This is a genomic window from Methanoregula sp. (assembly GCF_041645475.1).
Classification (GTDB): Archaea; Halobacteriota; Methanomicrobia; order Methanomicrobiales; family Methanospirillaceae; genus Methanoregula.
In genome coordinates this window covers 30,820-48,190 of the sequence record NZ_JBAZQA010000017.1, presented here as the reverse complement: position 1 = coordinate 48,190, position 17,371 = coordinate 30,820, and the positions used below count along the sequence as shown (strand labels likewise).

The following is a 17,371-nucleotide window of genomic DNA, read 5'->3' as shown; positions in this document are numbered from 1 at the left end:
CTAAAAGCATGGACCTACGTGAGTATGCATTCGATATCCTGCTCACCATCATCATGGTGGTCTCAACGCTCGTTCTCATCCTCCGTTTCTGGCAGGACCTCACGATCGCGGTTGCGGCATGCTTAATGATGCTCTCGATAGGCGGGCTCTTCCTCTCGCTCCAGGTCAAGATGCGCCGGCTGGAGCAGAGCGTTGTCACCCGTGAGCGGATGCTGAGAACCAATCTTGAAGAGATCTCCACCCGGATGGTGGACAAGTACGACCTTGCGATCTCCCACCTGGACGAGCTCGTGGCAGAGATGGCGAAGCGTGCCTACAAATAAAAAAAGATCCAACCGGTGAGAGCATGGGCGTTGCACTACGGGACATCATTGCGGATTACAAGACACCGGTCACCTGGGAGTCCCTGCCGGGCATTGCGGTCATCGATGCCAACAACGCACTCTACCAGTTCTTGACGATCATCCGGCAGCCGGACGGGACACCGCTGATGGACCGCCAGGGCCGGGTCACCTCCCATCTCTCGGGCATCCTCTTCCGGATGGCGAGCTTCATGGAGAAGGGGATAAAGCCGGTCTTTGTTTTTGACGGAAAGCCGACAGCGCTGAAGCAGGCAACCATTGACGAGCGGCGCAAACTCCGCGACACTGCCGGCGAGAAGTGGAAGGAGGCGGTGGAGCGGGGCGACGAGGAGGAGGCGTACAAGCAGGCCCGCTCCGCCACCCGGGTCGATACCACGATTGTCGAGACCTCCAAAGAGCTCCTCCGGCTGATGGGTATCCCGGTAGTACAGGCGCCCGGGGAGGGGGAAGCGCAGGCATCCTACATGGCAGCGAAAGGCGATGCCCGGTACGTTGTCTCGCAGGACTACGATACCCTGCTCTTCGGTGCCCCGACCCTTGTCCGGAACCTGACGGTCTCGGGCAAGCGGAAGATCCGGGGCCGGCAGATCACGGTGAGCCCGGAGCGGATTGTGCTCGCCGAGACCCTTGCCGGTCTCAAACTCACAAGGGAGCAGCTGATCGAGATTGCAATCCTTGTCGGCAACGACTTCAACCCGGGGATCAGCGGCGTTGGTGCAAAGACCGCCCTTAAGATTGTACTGAAAGGCGAATTTGCTGCAAAACTCAAAGAAAAGGCGCCGGACTTTGATCCTGCCCCGGTTGCAGATATGTTCCTCCATCCCCCGGTAACGGATGAGTATTCGCTTGCTGCCGGCCACCCGGATCCAGAAGGGATCCGCAAACTGCTCTGCGATGGCTACGACTTTTCAGAAGACCGGGTGAACAAGGCCATGGTAGGATTCACGGTCAAGGCCGGGCAGAAGACGCTTGAGAGCTGGTTTTAACCGGATTCCTGGCGGACCGGCCGGATCCTTTCTGGTTTGGATCACCTGCTGTTTGTTGCCGGCGGAATCCCCTCTGTTTTCCCTGAACACCCGATATCTCCACGTGGGATTCCCGTACAGCCCCGTACCGATCATGGGGGGTTACCCCCGGTTACAAAAACCAACAGTGGGGGGGTCTGATCGTTTTAAAAAACAACGAGGGGGGTGGTCCCCGGAAGACCCCCCGCTTCAAATGTGCGTGATACTCCTTTTGTGCACCCGCCTGTGCGGCATTTCGCGTGGAATTGCCGGCGTGAGGCCAGGTTCTTCCCAGTTACCCGAAAATGAGATGGGGGTCCACCGGGCCTGACCGGGCGGGGGGGTCGTTCGCATACCACCCCCCTGCAGGGGGAGGGGGGTCCAATCGGTTTTGAAAAAACGGGGAGGGGGGGTAGGCCGGAGACCCCCCCCTTCCGGACCGGATCCGGATCGGGGAGAGAGACCATCACAGGATGGCCGACATTCCCGGATACCGGGAGTCGGGACAGACGATACTTGTCAGCACGCGGCTTCGCACTCAAAGGCCGACACCGCATTGCTGCCGGATTTTGCAGCGCACTGCTCCACGCAGGACTTGCAGGTTGAGAACTGAGGGTCGGTGATAAGCGTACAGCTTCCCCCGCTCGAATCGCACCGGGCATACTGCCGGCACTTGTCACCGAGCCGGTACTCCATGGTGCAGACCTGCGGGGCATTTGCCCCGCACGCGAGATCGAGGCCATGACAGGTGGTAAACCCGCAGGAAGACGCGTCAGGAGTCACTGCGGGGAGGGACATAGTCGGGACCGGTGGGGTCTTCACGTTACCGGGCGACGGGGTGGTGCAGCCGGCAACGAGAAGGGCCGCAATAAGAAGACCGATTACTGATACAGCAAAGAGGGTTGTTCTTTTCATGAGGGATCACATCTCATGAGATTTCGGGCCCGGCGCTATTTATGGGTTTATCTGACTGCGAAATTTTTCGGCGTTATCGCTGCTATTCGACCCAGCCGTTCAGCACGATCCTGCCCACAAACGGGTTATCGGAGAGATTGCTCATGATCCCTTTGATGATGCAGGATGAGCGGTCATTCCTCTCAAAGGTCAGGCGGATGGGCTTGGACATCCCCGGGTGGACAAGGGTTTCGGAGAAGACCTGCTGTGCCTGCTGGTAGTCGCTGATGCTGACATGATCGAAGAACGATCGTTTCAGGTCCTCGAACTCGGAAAGACCGAGGGCGCGTTTGAAGGACGGGCTCGGATGCGAGAACGTCCCGTCGGGGTTCAGCATCACCACCACTTCCGAGGCATCCTCGATCAGCAGCCGGAAATATTCCGCATTGTTCCTCACCTGCTCGTCTGCCTGTTTCCGTGCAGTAATGTTCCTTATGTTGACGGCGAACTTTTCCGGGCTGCCATTTGCGTGATACACCGGGTAGATCGTGACCTCATACCAGTCGCGGTTCAGCTCCTCCTCGGCCCGGATCTGTTTTTCCCTCTGGGTGTTCAGCTGCCAGCAGGCCATCTTCGGGGTGAGGATCTTCTTTCCCACAAGATTATACGCGCTTGTGCCAAGCAGGTCCTCCGGGGTCATGCCGGCCCGCTCGGCAAACGCCTCATTGACAACAAGGAACTTTCCGTCAGCGCTGAGGAGGTACATGAAATCCCGGGTAGCGTTCACCATAGTCCGGGTTGTTGCCTCGCTCTCTCTCAGGCGCTGCTCCATCCGGTGTTTGAAGAGGGCCATCTCAATGGCTGAATGAAGACCCCGTTCATCGAACGGTTTGAGGATATACCCGTACGGTTCTGCGGTCTTTGCCCGCTCGAGCAGGTCTTTATCGGCAAAGGCGGTCAGGAAGATGACCGGAATACCCCAGGTCTCGTGGATCCGACTGGCGGTCTCGATACCATCCATGGCGCCAAAGATATGGATGTCCATGAGGACAAGATCGGGGAGTGTCTTTGCAATCTGCTCAAGGGCGGATTCACCCGATTTTGCCGTCCCAGAAACCTCATATCCCAGGCTCATGAGGGTTGCCCTGATATCCTCTGCAACGATCGCTTCATCCTCGACAACAAACAGGACGGGGGTTCTGGTCACGGGCAATCACCACAGGGAATGAACGATGGAATGGCAGGATCGTGCGACACTTACCGGTACCCCAGTGCCGCTCCCAGCAGGTTGGCGGTAATGCGCAGCGCTTCGATCTCATCCGGGGAACGGGACCGCTCAGCAATCTCGAAGAACCCGATGAATCCCCAGAGATTGTCACGGATGAAGATGGGGAGCACGACCCCCGAGGCAGCACCGAGGAGGACGAACAGCGGTTTCTCCTCTTCAGTCATCGTGGACCGGGCCACCTGGATCACCTCGCCTTTCATCAGGATCTGGTTCCAGTGGGAGAGGCCCATTGCGGATAACGTGAACTGTTTCAGCTCCGGTTTATACAGGCAGGAGCGGTAGTTCTCGCACCCCCATTCATAGATCAGGCTGACCGTTTCGGGACCGGCGGGTTCCGGGTTGATCCGGAAGATCCCAATGGCTCCGGCATCGAGGGCAAGCCCGATAGGTTCAAGGATATCCCGTATATCGGACGCATTGAATTCGCGGGGGACAACACAATCTCCACGGGAGATCCGGAGCAGCCATTCAACCGCGGAACTGACCGCAAAGAGGATGGTATCGCGTTTCTTCACCTCGCGCTCGATCCGGTGCTTGTAGAGCGCCATCTCGACAACCGAATGGAGTTCCCGCTCATCGTAGGGCTTGATGACATACCCGTACGGTTCGGTCACCTTGGCCCGGTCAAGGAGCGCCTTGTCGGCATAGGCCGTCAGGTAAATGACCGGAATATCATAGAGGGCATGGATCTTTCCTGCGGTCTCAACCCCGTCCATCTGGGTGGCGAGATGGATGTCCATCAGGACGAGATCGGGCCTCAGCTCCTTAACTTTTTCAAGGGCGATCTCACCGGATTTTGCAATGCCGGGCACTTCGTATCCCAGGCTTTTCAAGGTCTCCTTGATATCGTTTGCAACTATCGCCTCGTCTTCCACAATAAAAATCGCAGGCTTCTCCATTATGCACCTAGTATACTACCGTTCTTCTGAATATCCTGATTAATCTTCCCTGTTCGTTCCCTCGCGGTCATCCGAGCCGTTCCCGGAACACAAAGACCCGGCACACGTTCTGACGCTCGAACGCAACGGGGGTACTTTTCAGGAGGGCCTTTATCCGGATCCCGAATTTGTTCACTACCGTAACACTTCCCGACCAGACCTGTTTCTTGTCATTGAGGAACGAGTTGGTATCGAGGGCAAACGGGTCAGCGGGATCTTTTATGGCGCTGATGTGTTTTCCGGAGATGTCCTCATTGGTGAACCGGAACCGTACCTGGAACGCCTTGTTGATGTAGATGATATTGCCGACCATGTCCGTTGCCACGACAAAGTCATCCATGCTGTCAAGCATTGCGGCAAAGAGGGCAAGGGAATGCTTTTCACTCTCGAGCTGGCGGGTCAGGCTGGTGAGATCGAGTTCGCGCTTCTTGATATCCGTGATATCAAAACTCTCAACAGCACACCGGGACACCTGGTTGTTCTGGTCAACAAGCGGTGAGATGGTGTGGGAGAGCCAGGTTCCCTGGAACTCTTCTTCGAATTTGAAGGGGCCATTATCGAAGAAATGCACCTGGACTGCATCGAAGAGGGCCGGGGAGATCTTGCCGGATGCTACGAGATCGGACAGTGGCCTTGCTGAAGGGAAGGGAGAGGGGGGGATGGCCGGGAACGTCTTTTGCAGGGAGAAGGCAGTGTTGATGTAGAGGACGTTTGTGTCCTTGTCGAGGATGAAGACCGGTGCGGGGTTGAGGTCGAGCAGCGAACGGATCAGCGCCTCATTTTCCTTGACACGCTCATCCGCCCGGAACTTGTAGAGGGCCATCTCGATGGTGGACTGGAGCGCCCGCTCATCGTAGGGTTTGAGGATATACCCGTAGGGCTCGGTGAGTTTGGCCCGTTCAAGGAGGGCTTTGTCGGCATAGGCCGTCAGGAATATTACGGGAATCGTATAGTGGGTATGGACCTTGCCGGCAGTGTCGATACCGTCCATGCCGCCGGCAAGGTGGATGTCCATGAGAACAAGATCCGGCCGGGCTTCCTGGATCTTTTCAAGAGCCGTCTCCCCGCTCTTTGCCATGCCGGCAACAACGTAGCCAAGTGCCTGAAGGGTTTCCTTGAGATCACTTGCCACGATAGATTCATCTTCAACAATGAAGAGCGATGCCGGTTGCATTCTCCCTCCCCGTATTGACCAGACAACCAGTTATCGGGAATTCATATAAACATTTGCTCATGGGGGCAAGACGTGCAGGCCCTCCTGAAAAATTGCAGTTTTTTCCTGTGGATTTCATCTTTCATTCCTTCTTACCTTTGTTGTCGGATATCTCCTCATTCATGGCCCGGCCCGTACCGCTTTTCTGGATCTCCAGGAGGAAGGTTGTTCCCTCCCCATTCACGAGCTCAACGGTGCCGTCCAGCTGGTCCACGAGACTGTTCACCAGCCGGAGACCAAGGGACTCGGCTGCCCGCCAGTCAAGACCATGGGGCATACCTACCCCGGTGTCGTGGTAAACGAAGCGGAGCCGGCCGGCTTCCAGCGGAGTACAGGTAAGCGATACCGTCCCGCTCCTCCCTTCAGGGAACGCATACTTGAGCGAGTTGGAGACCAGCTCGTTGATGATGAGCCCGAGCGGTGTCACCGTATCGATGTCCACCATGATCTCGGGCATGGTCACGGACAGGCCTACCTTCTGCTGATCGATAGTATAGAACTGGAAGACCTGTTTGATCAGATAGGTCAGGTATTCTTTCAGGCTGATCTCCGCAATGTCGGGGGAGCGATAGATCCGCTCGTGGACCAGGGACATGGCCCGCACCCGGCTCTGGGTATCCTTGATAGCTTCCAGCACGTGGGGATCATCGATAAACCGGGACTGGAGTTTTAAGAGGCTTGTTATGATCTGGAGGTTGTTCTTGACGCGGTGGTGGATCTCCCGCAGGAGAAGGACCTTCTCCTCAAGGGAACGGCGGGTCTCCTGCTCTGCCAGAGCCCGTGCAGCAATCTCGGCGGTCAGCTGCTCATTGGCTTTCCGGAGGGCATCGGTCCGTTCCAGGACCCGTTTTTCGAGGTCTTCATTGGCATGCCGGATCACTGCTTCGGCCTCCTTGAGGGGTGTGATATCCGTCAGCACATTGATGCTGGCCGGCCCCCCGTCAAAATGGACCAGGCCGCCATGGACAAGAACGGTGCGATACGTGCCGTCATTGGCATTGATCCTGATCTCATAGGGAGGCACATCCTCGCCCTTCATTCTCCGGACAACAGCATCCTGGGTAATTCGGTGGGATTCCGGGGCAATCAGGCTGAAGACCGATCGCCCGATAAGGGACTCCGCATCATATTTCAGGTTCGCTGCCCCCGCAGGGTTGACAAAGAGCAGGATACCGTTGCGGTGGACGATGATATAGTCGGGGAGCTGGTCGATGAGAGTCCGGTACCGCTCCTCGCTCTCTTTGAGCGCCCGGGTGGCAAGCCGGCTGTCCGTGATATCGTGGATGATCGAGTAAAACAGGGGTTTTCCCTGCACCCGGATCGGGCCGGAGTAGATCTCGACATACCGCTTCTCCCCGTCTGAGCGGTAATGGACCGACGGGAAATGCTTGGCATTCTCGTCTTTGGCCCGGACAAGGTTCTGCACCACCTTCTCGCGGGGCAGCCGGTTCAGGTCATAGATTCCCAGGGACAGAAGCCGATCATGCGGATACCCGTAATACCGGACTGCCGCATCGTTCGCCTCAACGATCTGCCCGGTGTCCGGGTCGATTAAGAGCGAGACCGAGTAGTTGTTCGAGAAGAGAGCGCTGTAACGCTCCTCGCTCTCTCTGAGATCTTTTTGTGCCCCGATGATCCGGGTAATATCTTCTACCTTCTCCACGGCACCAACCAGGACACCGGTGTTGTCAATGACGGGAGCAGCGATGCTGTGCACCCATTTTCCTGCACTGCCCATCCGGGGGAAGAAATCGGTTGCCTCATAAACTCCCGCCGTTGTTTCCGACTTGCGGGATTTTTCGGCATACAGTTCCTTAATCTTCTCATATGCCCCGTCTACGATAATGTCAGCAAGACAGGGCCGTTTTTCGGTGTAAAATACCTTCCAGTGCTCAGTAGTCCCGAGAATCTGCCGGGCTGCGATACCGGTTAACTGTTCCAGCGCCAGGTTCCACGAGATTACCCGGTGGTGCTTGTCGATGACAAACATCGGTATGGGGGAGGCCTGGAGGATAGCGGTGAGCTGTTCTACACTCAGGGGAAGAGCGGGATTGGGATCCTGAGTTTCAGGTAATCCGGCTCCACCGGGTTCTTCCCTGGGTTCATCGGGACTCATTCCATACCACCTTCTACAAAACAGAGCAGGGGAATCCTTACGGGGATGCAGTTCATACCGGGCCCCCTTTTTCAGGAGAACGCCGGGCGGTGATCGTAAAGGTCGTGCCATTCGTACGGTCAAGGGTAATCGTTCCGTCAACCTGATCGACAAGGCTCGTTATGAGGCGCATGCCAAGCGAGGTTGTGTTGTGCCAGTCAAAGTCCGCGGGGATCCCGATACCATTGTCCCGGACAACCAGCGTTATGTGATCCAGGGCATCGTTTCCACTGATGCTGATCGTCCCTTCTCTCGCCTGAGGGAAGGCATGCTTGAGGGCATTCGTAATGAGTTCATTCATGAGAAGACCAAGAGGCACAGCAGTAACAATGTCCACCATGATCTTTCCCATGGAAAAATCGAGATGTACCCTCCCTGGATCTGTGCCAAAGGAAGAGTAGAGCTGGGTTGCAAGGAAGCGGGAGTAATCGGAAAAGTCGATGTGGGAGAGGCTTGCGGAGCGGTACAGTTTTTCGTGGACAAGGGACATGGCCCGCACCCGGTTCTGCGTCTCGGCCATGACCTGCCGGACCCGGGGATCCTCGGTCTGGCGCATCTGGAGGTTTGTTAAGCTGATGATGATCTGGAGGTTGTTCTTCACCCGGTGGTGAACTTCCCGCAGGAGCAGGACCTGTTCATCGAGAGCTGCCCGGATCATGGCCTCGTCCTCTTTCTGGCGGGTGATATCATGGGCCGCAACGATGATCCGGGCATCGGCCGCACCATCTTTCCCGCGAAAGAGCGTGGAGTTTACGGAGAGCGGGGTCATATGGCCGTCTGCCCGTTTGAGCTGGACGGTATACCCGATACTACCCTTAACCAGAAGCTGGTCGAGGATATCGCGAGGGGTTGCGTTGTCCACAAGGTAGAGGGAATACGGTGTCCCGATCATCTGTTCCCGGGAGAGACCGGTTAAGGATTCCGCGGCAGCGTTCATGTCAAGGATCCGGCCGGCCCGGTCAAGAACAACCATGAGGTCCGGGTTTGCCTCGATAACCGAACGCGTATAGCTGAGGGCATCCTGCACTTCCTGTTCGGCATACCTGCGCTGGACGATCTCATCGTTCAGCGCCTGCGTCCTCTCCTGGATGAGCTTTTCAAGATTGGCATTGAACCGCTCCAGTTCAGCCTCCGCTTCCTTGAGACGGGATATATCCCGCAGGGATTCTATCGCGCCGGTAACATTACCCTGTGCATCAAGGAGCGGGGAGGCAACCAGCGACAGGGGGATCTTCTGCCCACCCCCGGACGGGAGGAACTCGGTTTCAGCGGTTACGGTAGTTCCATCCCAGGTGATATGGAGATAGTTCTGCCGTGCAGCATCCTTGTCCGGTGTGAGGACCAGATCGATGAGAAGCGGGCGCCGTTTCCTGAAGAGCCAGAGGCTGTACTCGTAATCCCCTTTTCCAATGATCTCTCCGGCCGGAACACCGCTGAGCAGTTCGAGTGCCCGGTTCCATGCGAGAACAACGCCGTCCTTATCAATAACAAACGTTGGATCGGGAAGGAAACTGATGATATCCATGAAGAACTGCCGTGAGTTGCGGAGCGCTTCTTCTGCGGATTTGATATTGGTGACATTCCGGACAACGCCCAGTACCCGATCGGCAGCAAGCCTGACGAACCGGACCTCGAACCAGGACATACCCGCAGGCACAGCATGTTTGTATTCGAACCGCTGGAGGGCCCCGGTCTCCAGCGCTGATGAGATCGCCTCAAGAATGGCCTTTGCGGTATCTTCGTCAAAACCGGCATCCACAACATTTTTCCCAAGGATCTGATCCGGTGATATTGCCAGCAGGTTTTCATCTGCTGCCTGGAAATCGAGATAGGTGCCGTCACGGGAGAAAACAAACAGGATATCCGGGATTGCAGCAACCATGGCAGAATTGCGCTGTTCACTCTCCCGCAGGGCATCTTCCACCCGTTTCCGCAGGGTAATATCCTGCCCCTGGGCTATCGTGGCAATCACGGTTTGGCCATCTTCGGCATAGAGCGTTGCCGAGTTCCAGAGGACAGCCCGTATCCCCCCGGAAACATGGAGAATCGGGATCTCTACCGTCTCCCACCGGATACCGGCAAGGGTAACCTGTATCTGTTCCAGAGAGGATGTCCGGCTCTCTTCAGGGAAAAGGAGCGAGAGCGGCTGCCCAAGGACTTCCTGTTCGGCCCTGCCGGTCAGGTGCTCGAACGCATGGTTGAACCGGGTAATCCGAAACTCCGGATCCCAGACTATGATAGGCGCGTTTGCATAATCGATCAGGTTGCGGAGGTATGCATTGGTCTCACGGAGCGCTTCTTCTGCCTGCCTGCGCTCAGTGATATTCAGGATGATTCCCTCATAGTGAGAAATGTTTCCAGAATCATCTCTGCGGATATGGGTATAATCTGTAATCCAGAAAAGATCATGATTTTTCCCGAAGATCCGGTATTCCTGGGTAAATTCATCGATATGGTGGCGGCTGTTGTATGCCACTTCCTCTCCCACGCGAGCAAGATCTTCCGGATGGATGACCGCCGAATACAGGATGCTGCCGGAGATGAAATCATCCGGGGTATACCCGAACTGGGTAATGTTCTCGCTCACGGACTCGACCGGCCAGTTCTCTTCAGCCCGCCACAGGAAGGAGATTGCCGGGCTCGTGTTGATGATCCGGATCTGTTCGTCCTGGACCCGGAGCAGTTCCCGGATGCGATCCTCGGTGGCTTTCCGGTCAGTGATATCGATAAACGCACCAATGAGACCGCCAACGGACCCGTCCCTGTTGAAGAACGGAGCTTTATAGAATATGACATCATGACGGCTGCCATCTGCATACCGTACCTGGGTCTCATAGCGCTGGGAAACCGGGGTATCGAAAACCTGCCGGTCAGCTGCCGTGTACCGTTCCGCAAGATCCGGGGGGGATAAGTCGAATGCAGTCTTTCCGATGAGCAAATCCTTTCTGATGCCAATGTACTCTTCAAACACGGGATTGCATCCGAGGTATTTCCCGCTGGTGTCCTTGAAGAAGATCGGCATGGGCAGCGTGTCTATCATGGTTGCAAGGAAGCGCGAGCTTTCCGCGGCTTGGGATTCCGCGGTTTTCTGTGCCGAGATATCGCGTCCTATCGCGATATAACCGGTGACAACTCCCGCGTCGTCCCGCAGGCTGCGGGTATTCCAGAGGATTGTCTTTGAGCTCCCGTCAAAACACCGGATCTCCGTCTCAAAATCTTCAAGGAGTGTATCCTGTGCGAGGATCCGCCGTATTTCCACGGTTACGTTGTTCCGGTATCCAGTATCCGGGTAGAGTTGTCTCCAGATCGTTCTTTTCCCCAGAACCCCGGCTTTTTTGTAGCCGCTGATAACCTCGGCAGCATCGTTCCAGACAAGTACGGTGCCATCAGGAGCGAGCGCCGCAATCAAGACACTGGCATTTTCGATCATGCTGTTCTGGAACTGCTGCATCTTCTTTATGTCTGACTGGACCGTAACGAGACGCTCTGACAGGAAGGCAATGACTGCCGCAATACCGACAAAGACCAGGAACCGGTACCATGCCCCGAGTATCACATCCGGCTCTCCGGCATCGAAAGCGATAACCAGCCCGAGATAGATGAGGGAAAGGAGCATTGCAAGACCGCAGCCTTTCCAGCGATAACGATAGGCCAGAAGGACGATGGGGAAATAGTAGATGTGCATGAAGATGGTGGTGATGCCGTGCGTCAGGCACCAGAGGGTTACGAGAATGACTCCTGCCGAGAGCGCAAGGATTATTCCCCGCCACCAGGGTTCAGCCAGCCTGAACGAATGAACTGTGGGGTTCATTCGGGGCCCCTTGATTCCTTCTCATTGATAATGAACGTGAACTGCGTCCCGGAAGTCCGGTCGAGTTCTATGGTCCCGTTCAGCTGGTCTACGAGCGTATTGACGAGCCTCAGACCGAGCGACAAGGTATTTCTCCAGTCCAGCTCCTGCGGAATCCCGATGCCGTCATCCCGGAACAGGACCGTTAAGGCACGACCGTCCCGGGTCACGCGAATAAAGATAGACCCGCTCTTTCCTTCGGGAAACGCATACTTGAGCGAGTTTGAGATCAGTTCATTGATGATGAGCCCGAGGGGAAGCGCGGCATCGATATCCACAGAGATATCCTTAATTTCCACAGAGAGCCGGATCCCCCGGCTTGCGGCGTCATAGGATTTGAAAAGGCCGGCCCCCAGATACGCGAGATAGTCCCGGAGATCGATCCGGGAGATATCTTCTGCCCGGTAGAGTTTCTCGTGAACAAGGGCCATGGCCTTGATCCGGTTCTGGCTCTCCCGTATTGCCGCAAGGGTCTGTTCATCCGTAATGTACCGGGACTGGAGGTTGAGGAGACTTATGATGATCTGCAGATTGTTTTTCACCCGGTGGTGGATCTCTTTCAAGAGCATCACTTTCTCATCGTAGGATGCCTGGAGTTTCTTTTCTGCCGTGATGCGCTGGACATTCTCCGCCGCAAGCGCGGTATTGGCAAGGGAGAGGGCTTCAGTACGGTCTTTTACCCGCTGTTCAAGGACAGTATTGAGCGACCGGATCTCGGATTCCATAAGCCGGCGGTTGGTGATATCGATATTGACACCGGTTAAACGTACAGCATTTCCCGCAGGGTCAGTCTCGGCAATCTTTCCCCGGCCAAGAACCCAGATCCATGCGCCATCTTTTGAGCGGAGCCGGTACTCGATCTCACAGATCGGGTATTTTTCCTGGATCTGCCGTATGAGATCCGGAAGAACCCGGGCACGATCCTCGGGATGGATGAGCGCAGTCCACCCATCGTAGGTGGCAGGGAAATCGCCGGGCTGATAACCGAGCATGGTAGAGAACCGGTCACTGAAGACCGCCTTGCCGGTGATGAGGTTCCAGTCCCAGTAGGCTGCACCGGCACCTTCCAGGGCAAGCCGGAGGCGCTCTTCGCTATCAGTGAGCGCCTGCTCGGCCTCTTTCCGGATCTGGATCGGGCGGGTGGTAATAACAATCCCGTTCACCCCGGGAACCTCCTGTAAGTTGATCCCGACAGAGTCAACCCAGATATACTCCCCATCGGCTTTGCGGATCCGGAATTCGGTCGGCGTTCCGGGATTTTTCTTGTCTATCACGTCCTGTAAATCCGCTTTAACGCGCCCAAGATCCTCCGGGTGAATAAATTCCAGGGGATCCCGGTTTATCATATATTCCCGGGGGTATCCCAGGATACGCTCGGAGGACGGGGATTCGTAAGCAATCCTGCCATCCGGATCAAGGATACGGATGATGTCCGAGGAGTTCTGGATGAGCGCCCGGAACCGGGTCTCGGTTGTACGAAGCCTCTCTTCAGCCAGTTTATTGGCGGTGATGTCGATGATAATGCCGGTGACGGTTGCCGGTGTCCCGTCAGGGTGACGCTTTGTGATACCACCGACATCCCGGAACCAGCGGTAGTCCCCGGCAGCAGTCCGGATACGGTAATCGAGATGATACCGCGATTCCCGCCCCTCCAGATGATCTCTCATCGCCTGCATGGCCGGTTCTAGATCCTCCGGATGCAAAAGGGAGGTGAAATCCGTGTAATGCCGGAACTGCGCCGGGGCATACCCGAGCATAGTTGCCTTGCGGTCATCGAACCGGACCGCACCGTCCGGCAGGTCCATCTCCCACCAGGCCATGCTGCCTATCTCCATGGCAGAATCGAGGCGAAGTTCATAGGATTTCCGGATCTCTTCTGCCTGTTTGCGTTCAGAGATGTCCATGGACTGGACCTGGATTCCCTTCACGTTCCCGTCCGGGCCCGTTATCCGGTTATAGATCGACAGGTACCAGCCTTCCCCTACAGGCAGGCTGATATAATCCTCGTACTCCATCGGGTCAGCGGAGGCAGCAGCGATCCTCATGCGTTCAAGGTACTTTTCCGCATCCGCCCCAAAAAGTTCGCGGATATTTTTACCAATGAACTCCTCTGCGGTTCCTTTGAGACGGTTCAGGCTGATTTCGTTGAGGAAAAGGAGGGTACCGTCAGGGCTCCAGTACCCGACACCGATACCCCCACTGGATAACAGGGCCCGGTACCGCTCCTCACTCTCGCGGAGTTTCTCTTCGATCACCTTTCGCTCCGAAATGTCAATACAGATCCCGCTCATGCGCAGCGGCTCGCCGGCATCGTTGTAGACGGTGTTGCCCGCAGCCCCGATCCAGCGCACCTTCCCTCCCGACAGGATGATCCGGTACTCGCTCCAGAGGGGCGTATGGTCCCGAATCGACTGATCGATCTTTGCCTGTGCCGGTTCACGGTCATCGGGATGAACAGCTTCCATCCAGGTTTCAAACGAGGCCGGGGTACCGGGTATAAGCCCGAAAAGCTCGAAATACTCCGGCGACCAGATCCGCGTTCCTGCCGGAATATCCCAGTCCCAGGTCCCGGCCTTTGCTGCCCGGAGAGCGATCCCGAGCCATTTCCGTGCAGCCCGGAGCGCTATTTCTGCCTGTTTCTTCTCCGTCACATCCTCATAGAGCGCAACGATCTCACCGGAGGGAAGTTTATAGACATAGTTCTCGCGCCAGCCCGCTATCCGGTTGTCCTGATACCGGGAAACGGGATGCGATTCTGCAATCCCGGTCCTTGCAACCCACAGCAGCACATCAAACAACCCAAACTCCCGCACACCGGGAAATACCTGGAGGATGCTCTTTCCAACGATCTCCTCTTTTTTAACCTGTTCTATGGTCTCGACAGCCTTGTTGAGATCGCGGATGATGAAATCCGAGCCATCCGGCATTATTTCATAAATTATGACCCCGGCGTTCATGTTGTTGAAGAGATCCCTGAACCGGATCTCGCTCTCCTGCAGGGCCAGTTCTGCGTTTTTCCGGGCAGTGATATCCTGGCATCCGCCATACAGCCGGTGGTTTTGGGGATTGGCGGGATCAGGAATGCATTCGGCAAAGCATACGAGCCACTTTTCAGTTCCGTCTTTTGCCCGTATTCTGAGTTCACACCGGGAGGATCTGCCGGGGAGAAGACCGGCAATTTCCGCATCGAAGACGGGCTGGTACTCTTCAGCAACGATACCCCGCCAGCAGCCCATAGACAGGATCTCCGTATCGGAGAACCCGGTAATCCGGGTGACTGCACCGGATACCCAGTCTATGGAGAAAGTACCCGTCTCAGGCCGGAGGCAGGAGAAAGCAAAATCGGAGATGAGATCGGACACATGCCGGAACCGGCTCTCGCTCTTCTCAAGAGCCCGTTTGGTCTTTTTCTGATCGGTGATATCACGGGTAAAGATCGCAACCTGTTCGATGGTCACATGATCAGATCCAAAAACCGGATAGACCTCATGGTGAAGGCACATCCCGTTCCGTTCATCCTCAAAACAGGCGGGTTCACCGGTTGCAAAAACACGGTCGATAAACCCTTTTCTTGCCCGGGCAAGATCCGAAGGCAGGAGGTCATAGACCGGGCACCCGAGAACCTCCGGCACGGTTCTCCCGAGGCGGCGGGCTCCGCTCTCGTTGATATTGATGATCCGTCCCTGCCGGTCAAGGAGCGCAATGGTGTCATGGGGAGCATTGAGGAGTATCTCTAAGGTGGCTTCCCGTTTTTTGAGGGTTTCTTCAGCCAGCTTGCGTTCCGTGATATCCCGGATAACTTCGATGGCACCGATACGGTTGCGGTCAGCATCATACAGCGGGGTTGCAGTACCCCAGAGATACGCTCCCTTCCCCTCAAAAAGAACCGGGCTGAACACTTCCGTTGTCAGCCGGTCACAATCACGATGGACATAATCATATTTTTTCTCGATCTCCGGATGTTCACTTCGCAGAAGATCAATGAGGATCGGTCGCCGCTCTCCATAAAAAGGAAGACTGTATGCATAATCGCCTTTTCCCAGCATTTCCCCGGCTGAAACCCCGGTCATCCGTTCAATTGCATCATTCCACGCGATTACCCGGCCCTTATTATCAATTGCCAGCATGGCATCGGGAAGGAAATTAAGGATATCGGCAAGGCGTTTCTGGGATTCCAGGGCAGCTGTTTCAGCCTGTTTCCTCTGCCGGATATTATCCCAGTCCCGCAGCCCATGCCGTACAATATGCGGCAGGTCTTTGAACACTGTTGCGGATTTGACCACGTAATCGATGGCCCCGGATTTCATGATCTCAACAGCGAGTCGTTCATCGCCATAGCTGGTCATGATGATAAGAGGGATAGTCACCCTCCCGTCCGTGCGGGGCAATATGTCGAGACCTTTCCCGTCAGGAAGGATCCAGTCGGAGATGATCAGGTCAGGCGGGTCATGCCCGATGATCTCCCGGGCGTTCCGTATCGTTCCTGCAAGGGACAACCGGAATGGTTCGGGATCCTCCCGGAATGCCCGGAGGATGAGATCCTGGTGGGCAGTATCGTCTTCAAGAAGCAGGATGTGTAACGTGTTGGTTTTCTTCCCGTTGTCCATCGGCCATCCCCGTCCCCGGAAGGCCCGGGCTCACTCCGGCAGAGGTTTTGCATTCCAGCCCAGCCAGTAGAACCCGAGATCTTTCATCAGGTTCGTAAACGTCTTGAAGTCGAGGGGTTTTACCACGTAGCTGTTCGCATGGTAGTCGAAGGATTTGACGATATCGCTTTCGGCATCGGAACTGGTGAGCACGACCACCGGGATGCGGAGGAGCGACGGTGTAGTCTTGATTATCCGGAGAACTTCCAGGCCATCCACCCTCGGAAGCCGGAGATCGAGGAGAACAAGGTTCGGTCGCGGATTTTTCCCGGGGTCCGCAAATACCCCCCGTGAAAAAAGATAGTCAAGTGCCTGTTCGCCATCCGCCACATGGTGGATCCTGTTCGCTACCTGCTGGTCCCTCATTCCCCGCATTACCAGCTCGGCGTGATCTTCATTGTCCTCGACAAGCAGGATATGCAGGGGCTCACCTTTGAGATCAACCATAGAAGTCTTTCTTATATGTTACCATTATTATCGTTATCGGTGCATCCTTCTCCGGCAGGAGGCCGCGTGAACCGGAACGTTGTACCCTGCCCCACATATTCTGATTAAACCTGGTTTTCCCCATACATCGGCAGACGTTGTGAGCCGGGACGGGGAGTACCGGGCCGGACCCCTGCCACACCGTACCCCGGATATTCCTCTTTGAGAAAAAAATCAGCACAAGTTTTATAAATTGTTCTGCATAAGTTCACCGTATGCCACATGCGGGTGATCCAGCGGATGACATGTCCCGGGGTTTACCGGGGAGTCCCACCCACCGTTATTCCCCGTTAATCCCGCAGAAAAACCGCATGGAAACCGGGTCTTCTCTTTCAAGGAGAGAATACCGCGGGCGGCTGATACTCTCCCGCCGGAACAAGGAACAACCCGGGAGGGTGTGAGAGCATTATGGAGGCGGACAGTCCGGTGGCGATCGGTATTGGACGGGTTGCCCGGGTATGTGGAATAATTTTGATGGTAATGGGATCCCTGGGTCTTCTGGGGTGGGGCCTGGGCCTGCGTGTCCTCACCGGAA

Annotated in this window: 10 protein-coding genes; 2 read left to right on the top strand and 8 right to left on the bottom strand. The window is 56.0% G+C overall.

Translation table 11 applies throughout. The features are described from left to right. The first annotated feature begins 8 nt into the window (after positions 1–8). Together WC598_RS12575 and fen are read left to right on the top strand one after the other, a co-directional pair. Entirely contained in the window at positions 9–323 is a 315-nt protein-coding gene (locus WC598_RS12575; RefSeq protein WP_372961853.1) for a hypothetical protein, read from the top strand. A gap of 23 nt (positions 324–346) precedes the next feature. Further along, the gene (fen, locus tag WC598_RS12570) at positions 347–1,348 is read left to right on the top strand and encodes a flap endonuclease-1 (RefSeq protein ID WP_372961852.1); all 1,002 of its coding nucleotides are present in this window, start codon (positions 347–349) and stop codon (positions 1,346–1,348) included. Between the two features lie 537 nt (positions 1,349–1,885). Here fen and WC598_RS12565 read toward each other — a convergent pair. The 8 genes from WC598_RS12565 to WC598_RS12530 form a co-directional block, all read right to left on the bottom strand. Further along, a complete protein-coding gene (locus WC598_RS12565; protein ID WP_372961851.1) occupies positions 1,886–2,281 on the bottom strand; it encodes a hypothetical protein in 396 nt (131 codons plus the stop codon). Positions 2,282–2,363: 82 nt separating this feature from the next. After that, the gene (locus tag WC598_RS12560) at positions 2,364–3,467 is read right to left on the bottom strand and encodes a response regulator (protein ID WP_372961850.1); all 1,104 of its coding nucleotides are present in this window, start codon (positions 3,465–3,467) and stop codon (positions 2,364–2,366) included. A 50-nt stretch (positions 3,468–3,517) separates the two neighbouring features. Continuing rightward, positions 3,518–4,447 carry a response regulator gene (locus tag WC598_RS12555; RefSeq protein ID WP_372961849.1) on the bottom strand — a complete coding sequence of 310 codons (930 nt, stop codon included), beginning with the start codon at positions 4,445–4,447 and terminating at the stop codon, positions 3,518–3,520. Between the two features lie 67 nt (positions 4,448–4,514). Continuing rightward, positions 4,515–5,660, bottom strand: a complete 1,146-nt coding sequence (locus WC598_RS12550; RefSeq protein ID WP_372961848.1) for a response regulator — start codon at positions 5,658–5,660, stop codon at positions 4,515–4,517. 121 nt (positions 5,661–5,781) lie between these two features. Next, complete coding sequence (locus WC598_RS12545; RefSeq protein WP_372961847.1) at positions 5,782–7,815, bottom strand: PAS domain S-box protein; 2,034 nt, start codon at positions 7,813–7,815, stop codon at positions 5,782–5,784. 52 nt (positions 7,816–7,867) lie between these two features. Then, entirely contained in the window at positions 7,868–11,665 is a 3,798-nt protein-coding gene (locus WC598_RS12540) for a PAS domain S-box protein (protein WP_372961846.1), read from the bottom strand. Then, positions 11,662–16,311, bottom strand: a complete 4,650-nt coding sequence (locus WC598_RS12535; RefSeq protein ID WP_372961845.1) for a PAS domain S-box protein — start codon at positions 16,309–16,311, stop codon at positions 11,662–11,664. Before WC598_RS12535 ends, WC598_RS12540 begins: the two co-directional genes overlap by 4 nt. 30 nt (positions 16,312–16,341) lie before the next feature. Continuing rightward, on the bottom strand, positions 16,342–16,797 hold the full coding sequence (locus WC598_RS12530; RefSeq protein WP_372961844.1) for a response regulator: 456 nt from the start codon (positions 16,795–16,797) through the stop codon (positions 16,342–16,344). Positions 16,798–17,371 lie beyond the last annotated feature (574 nt).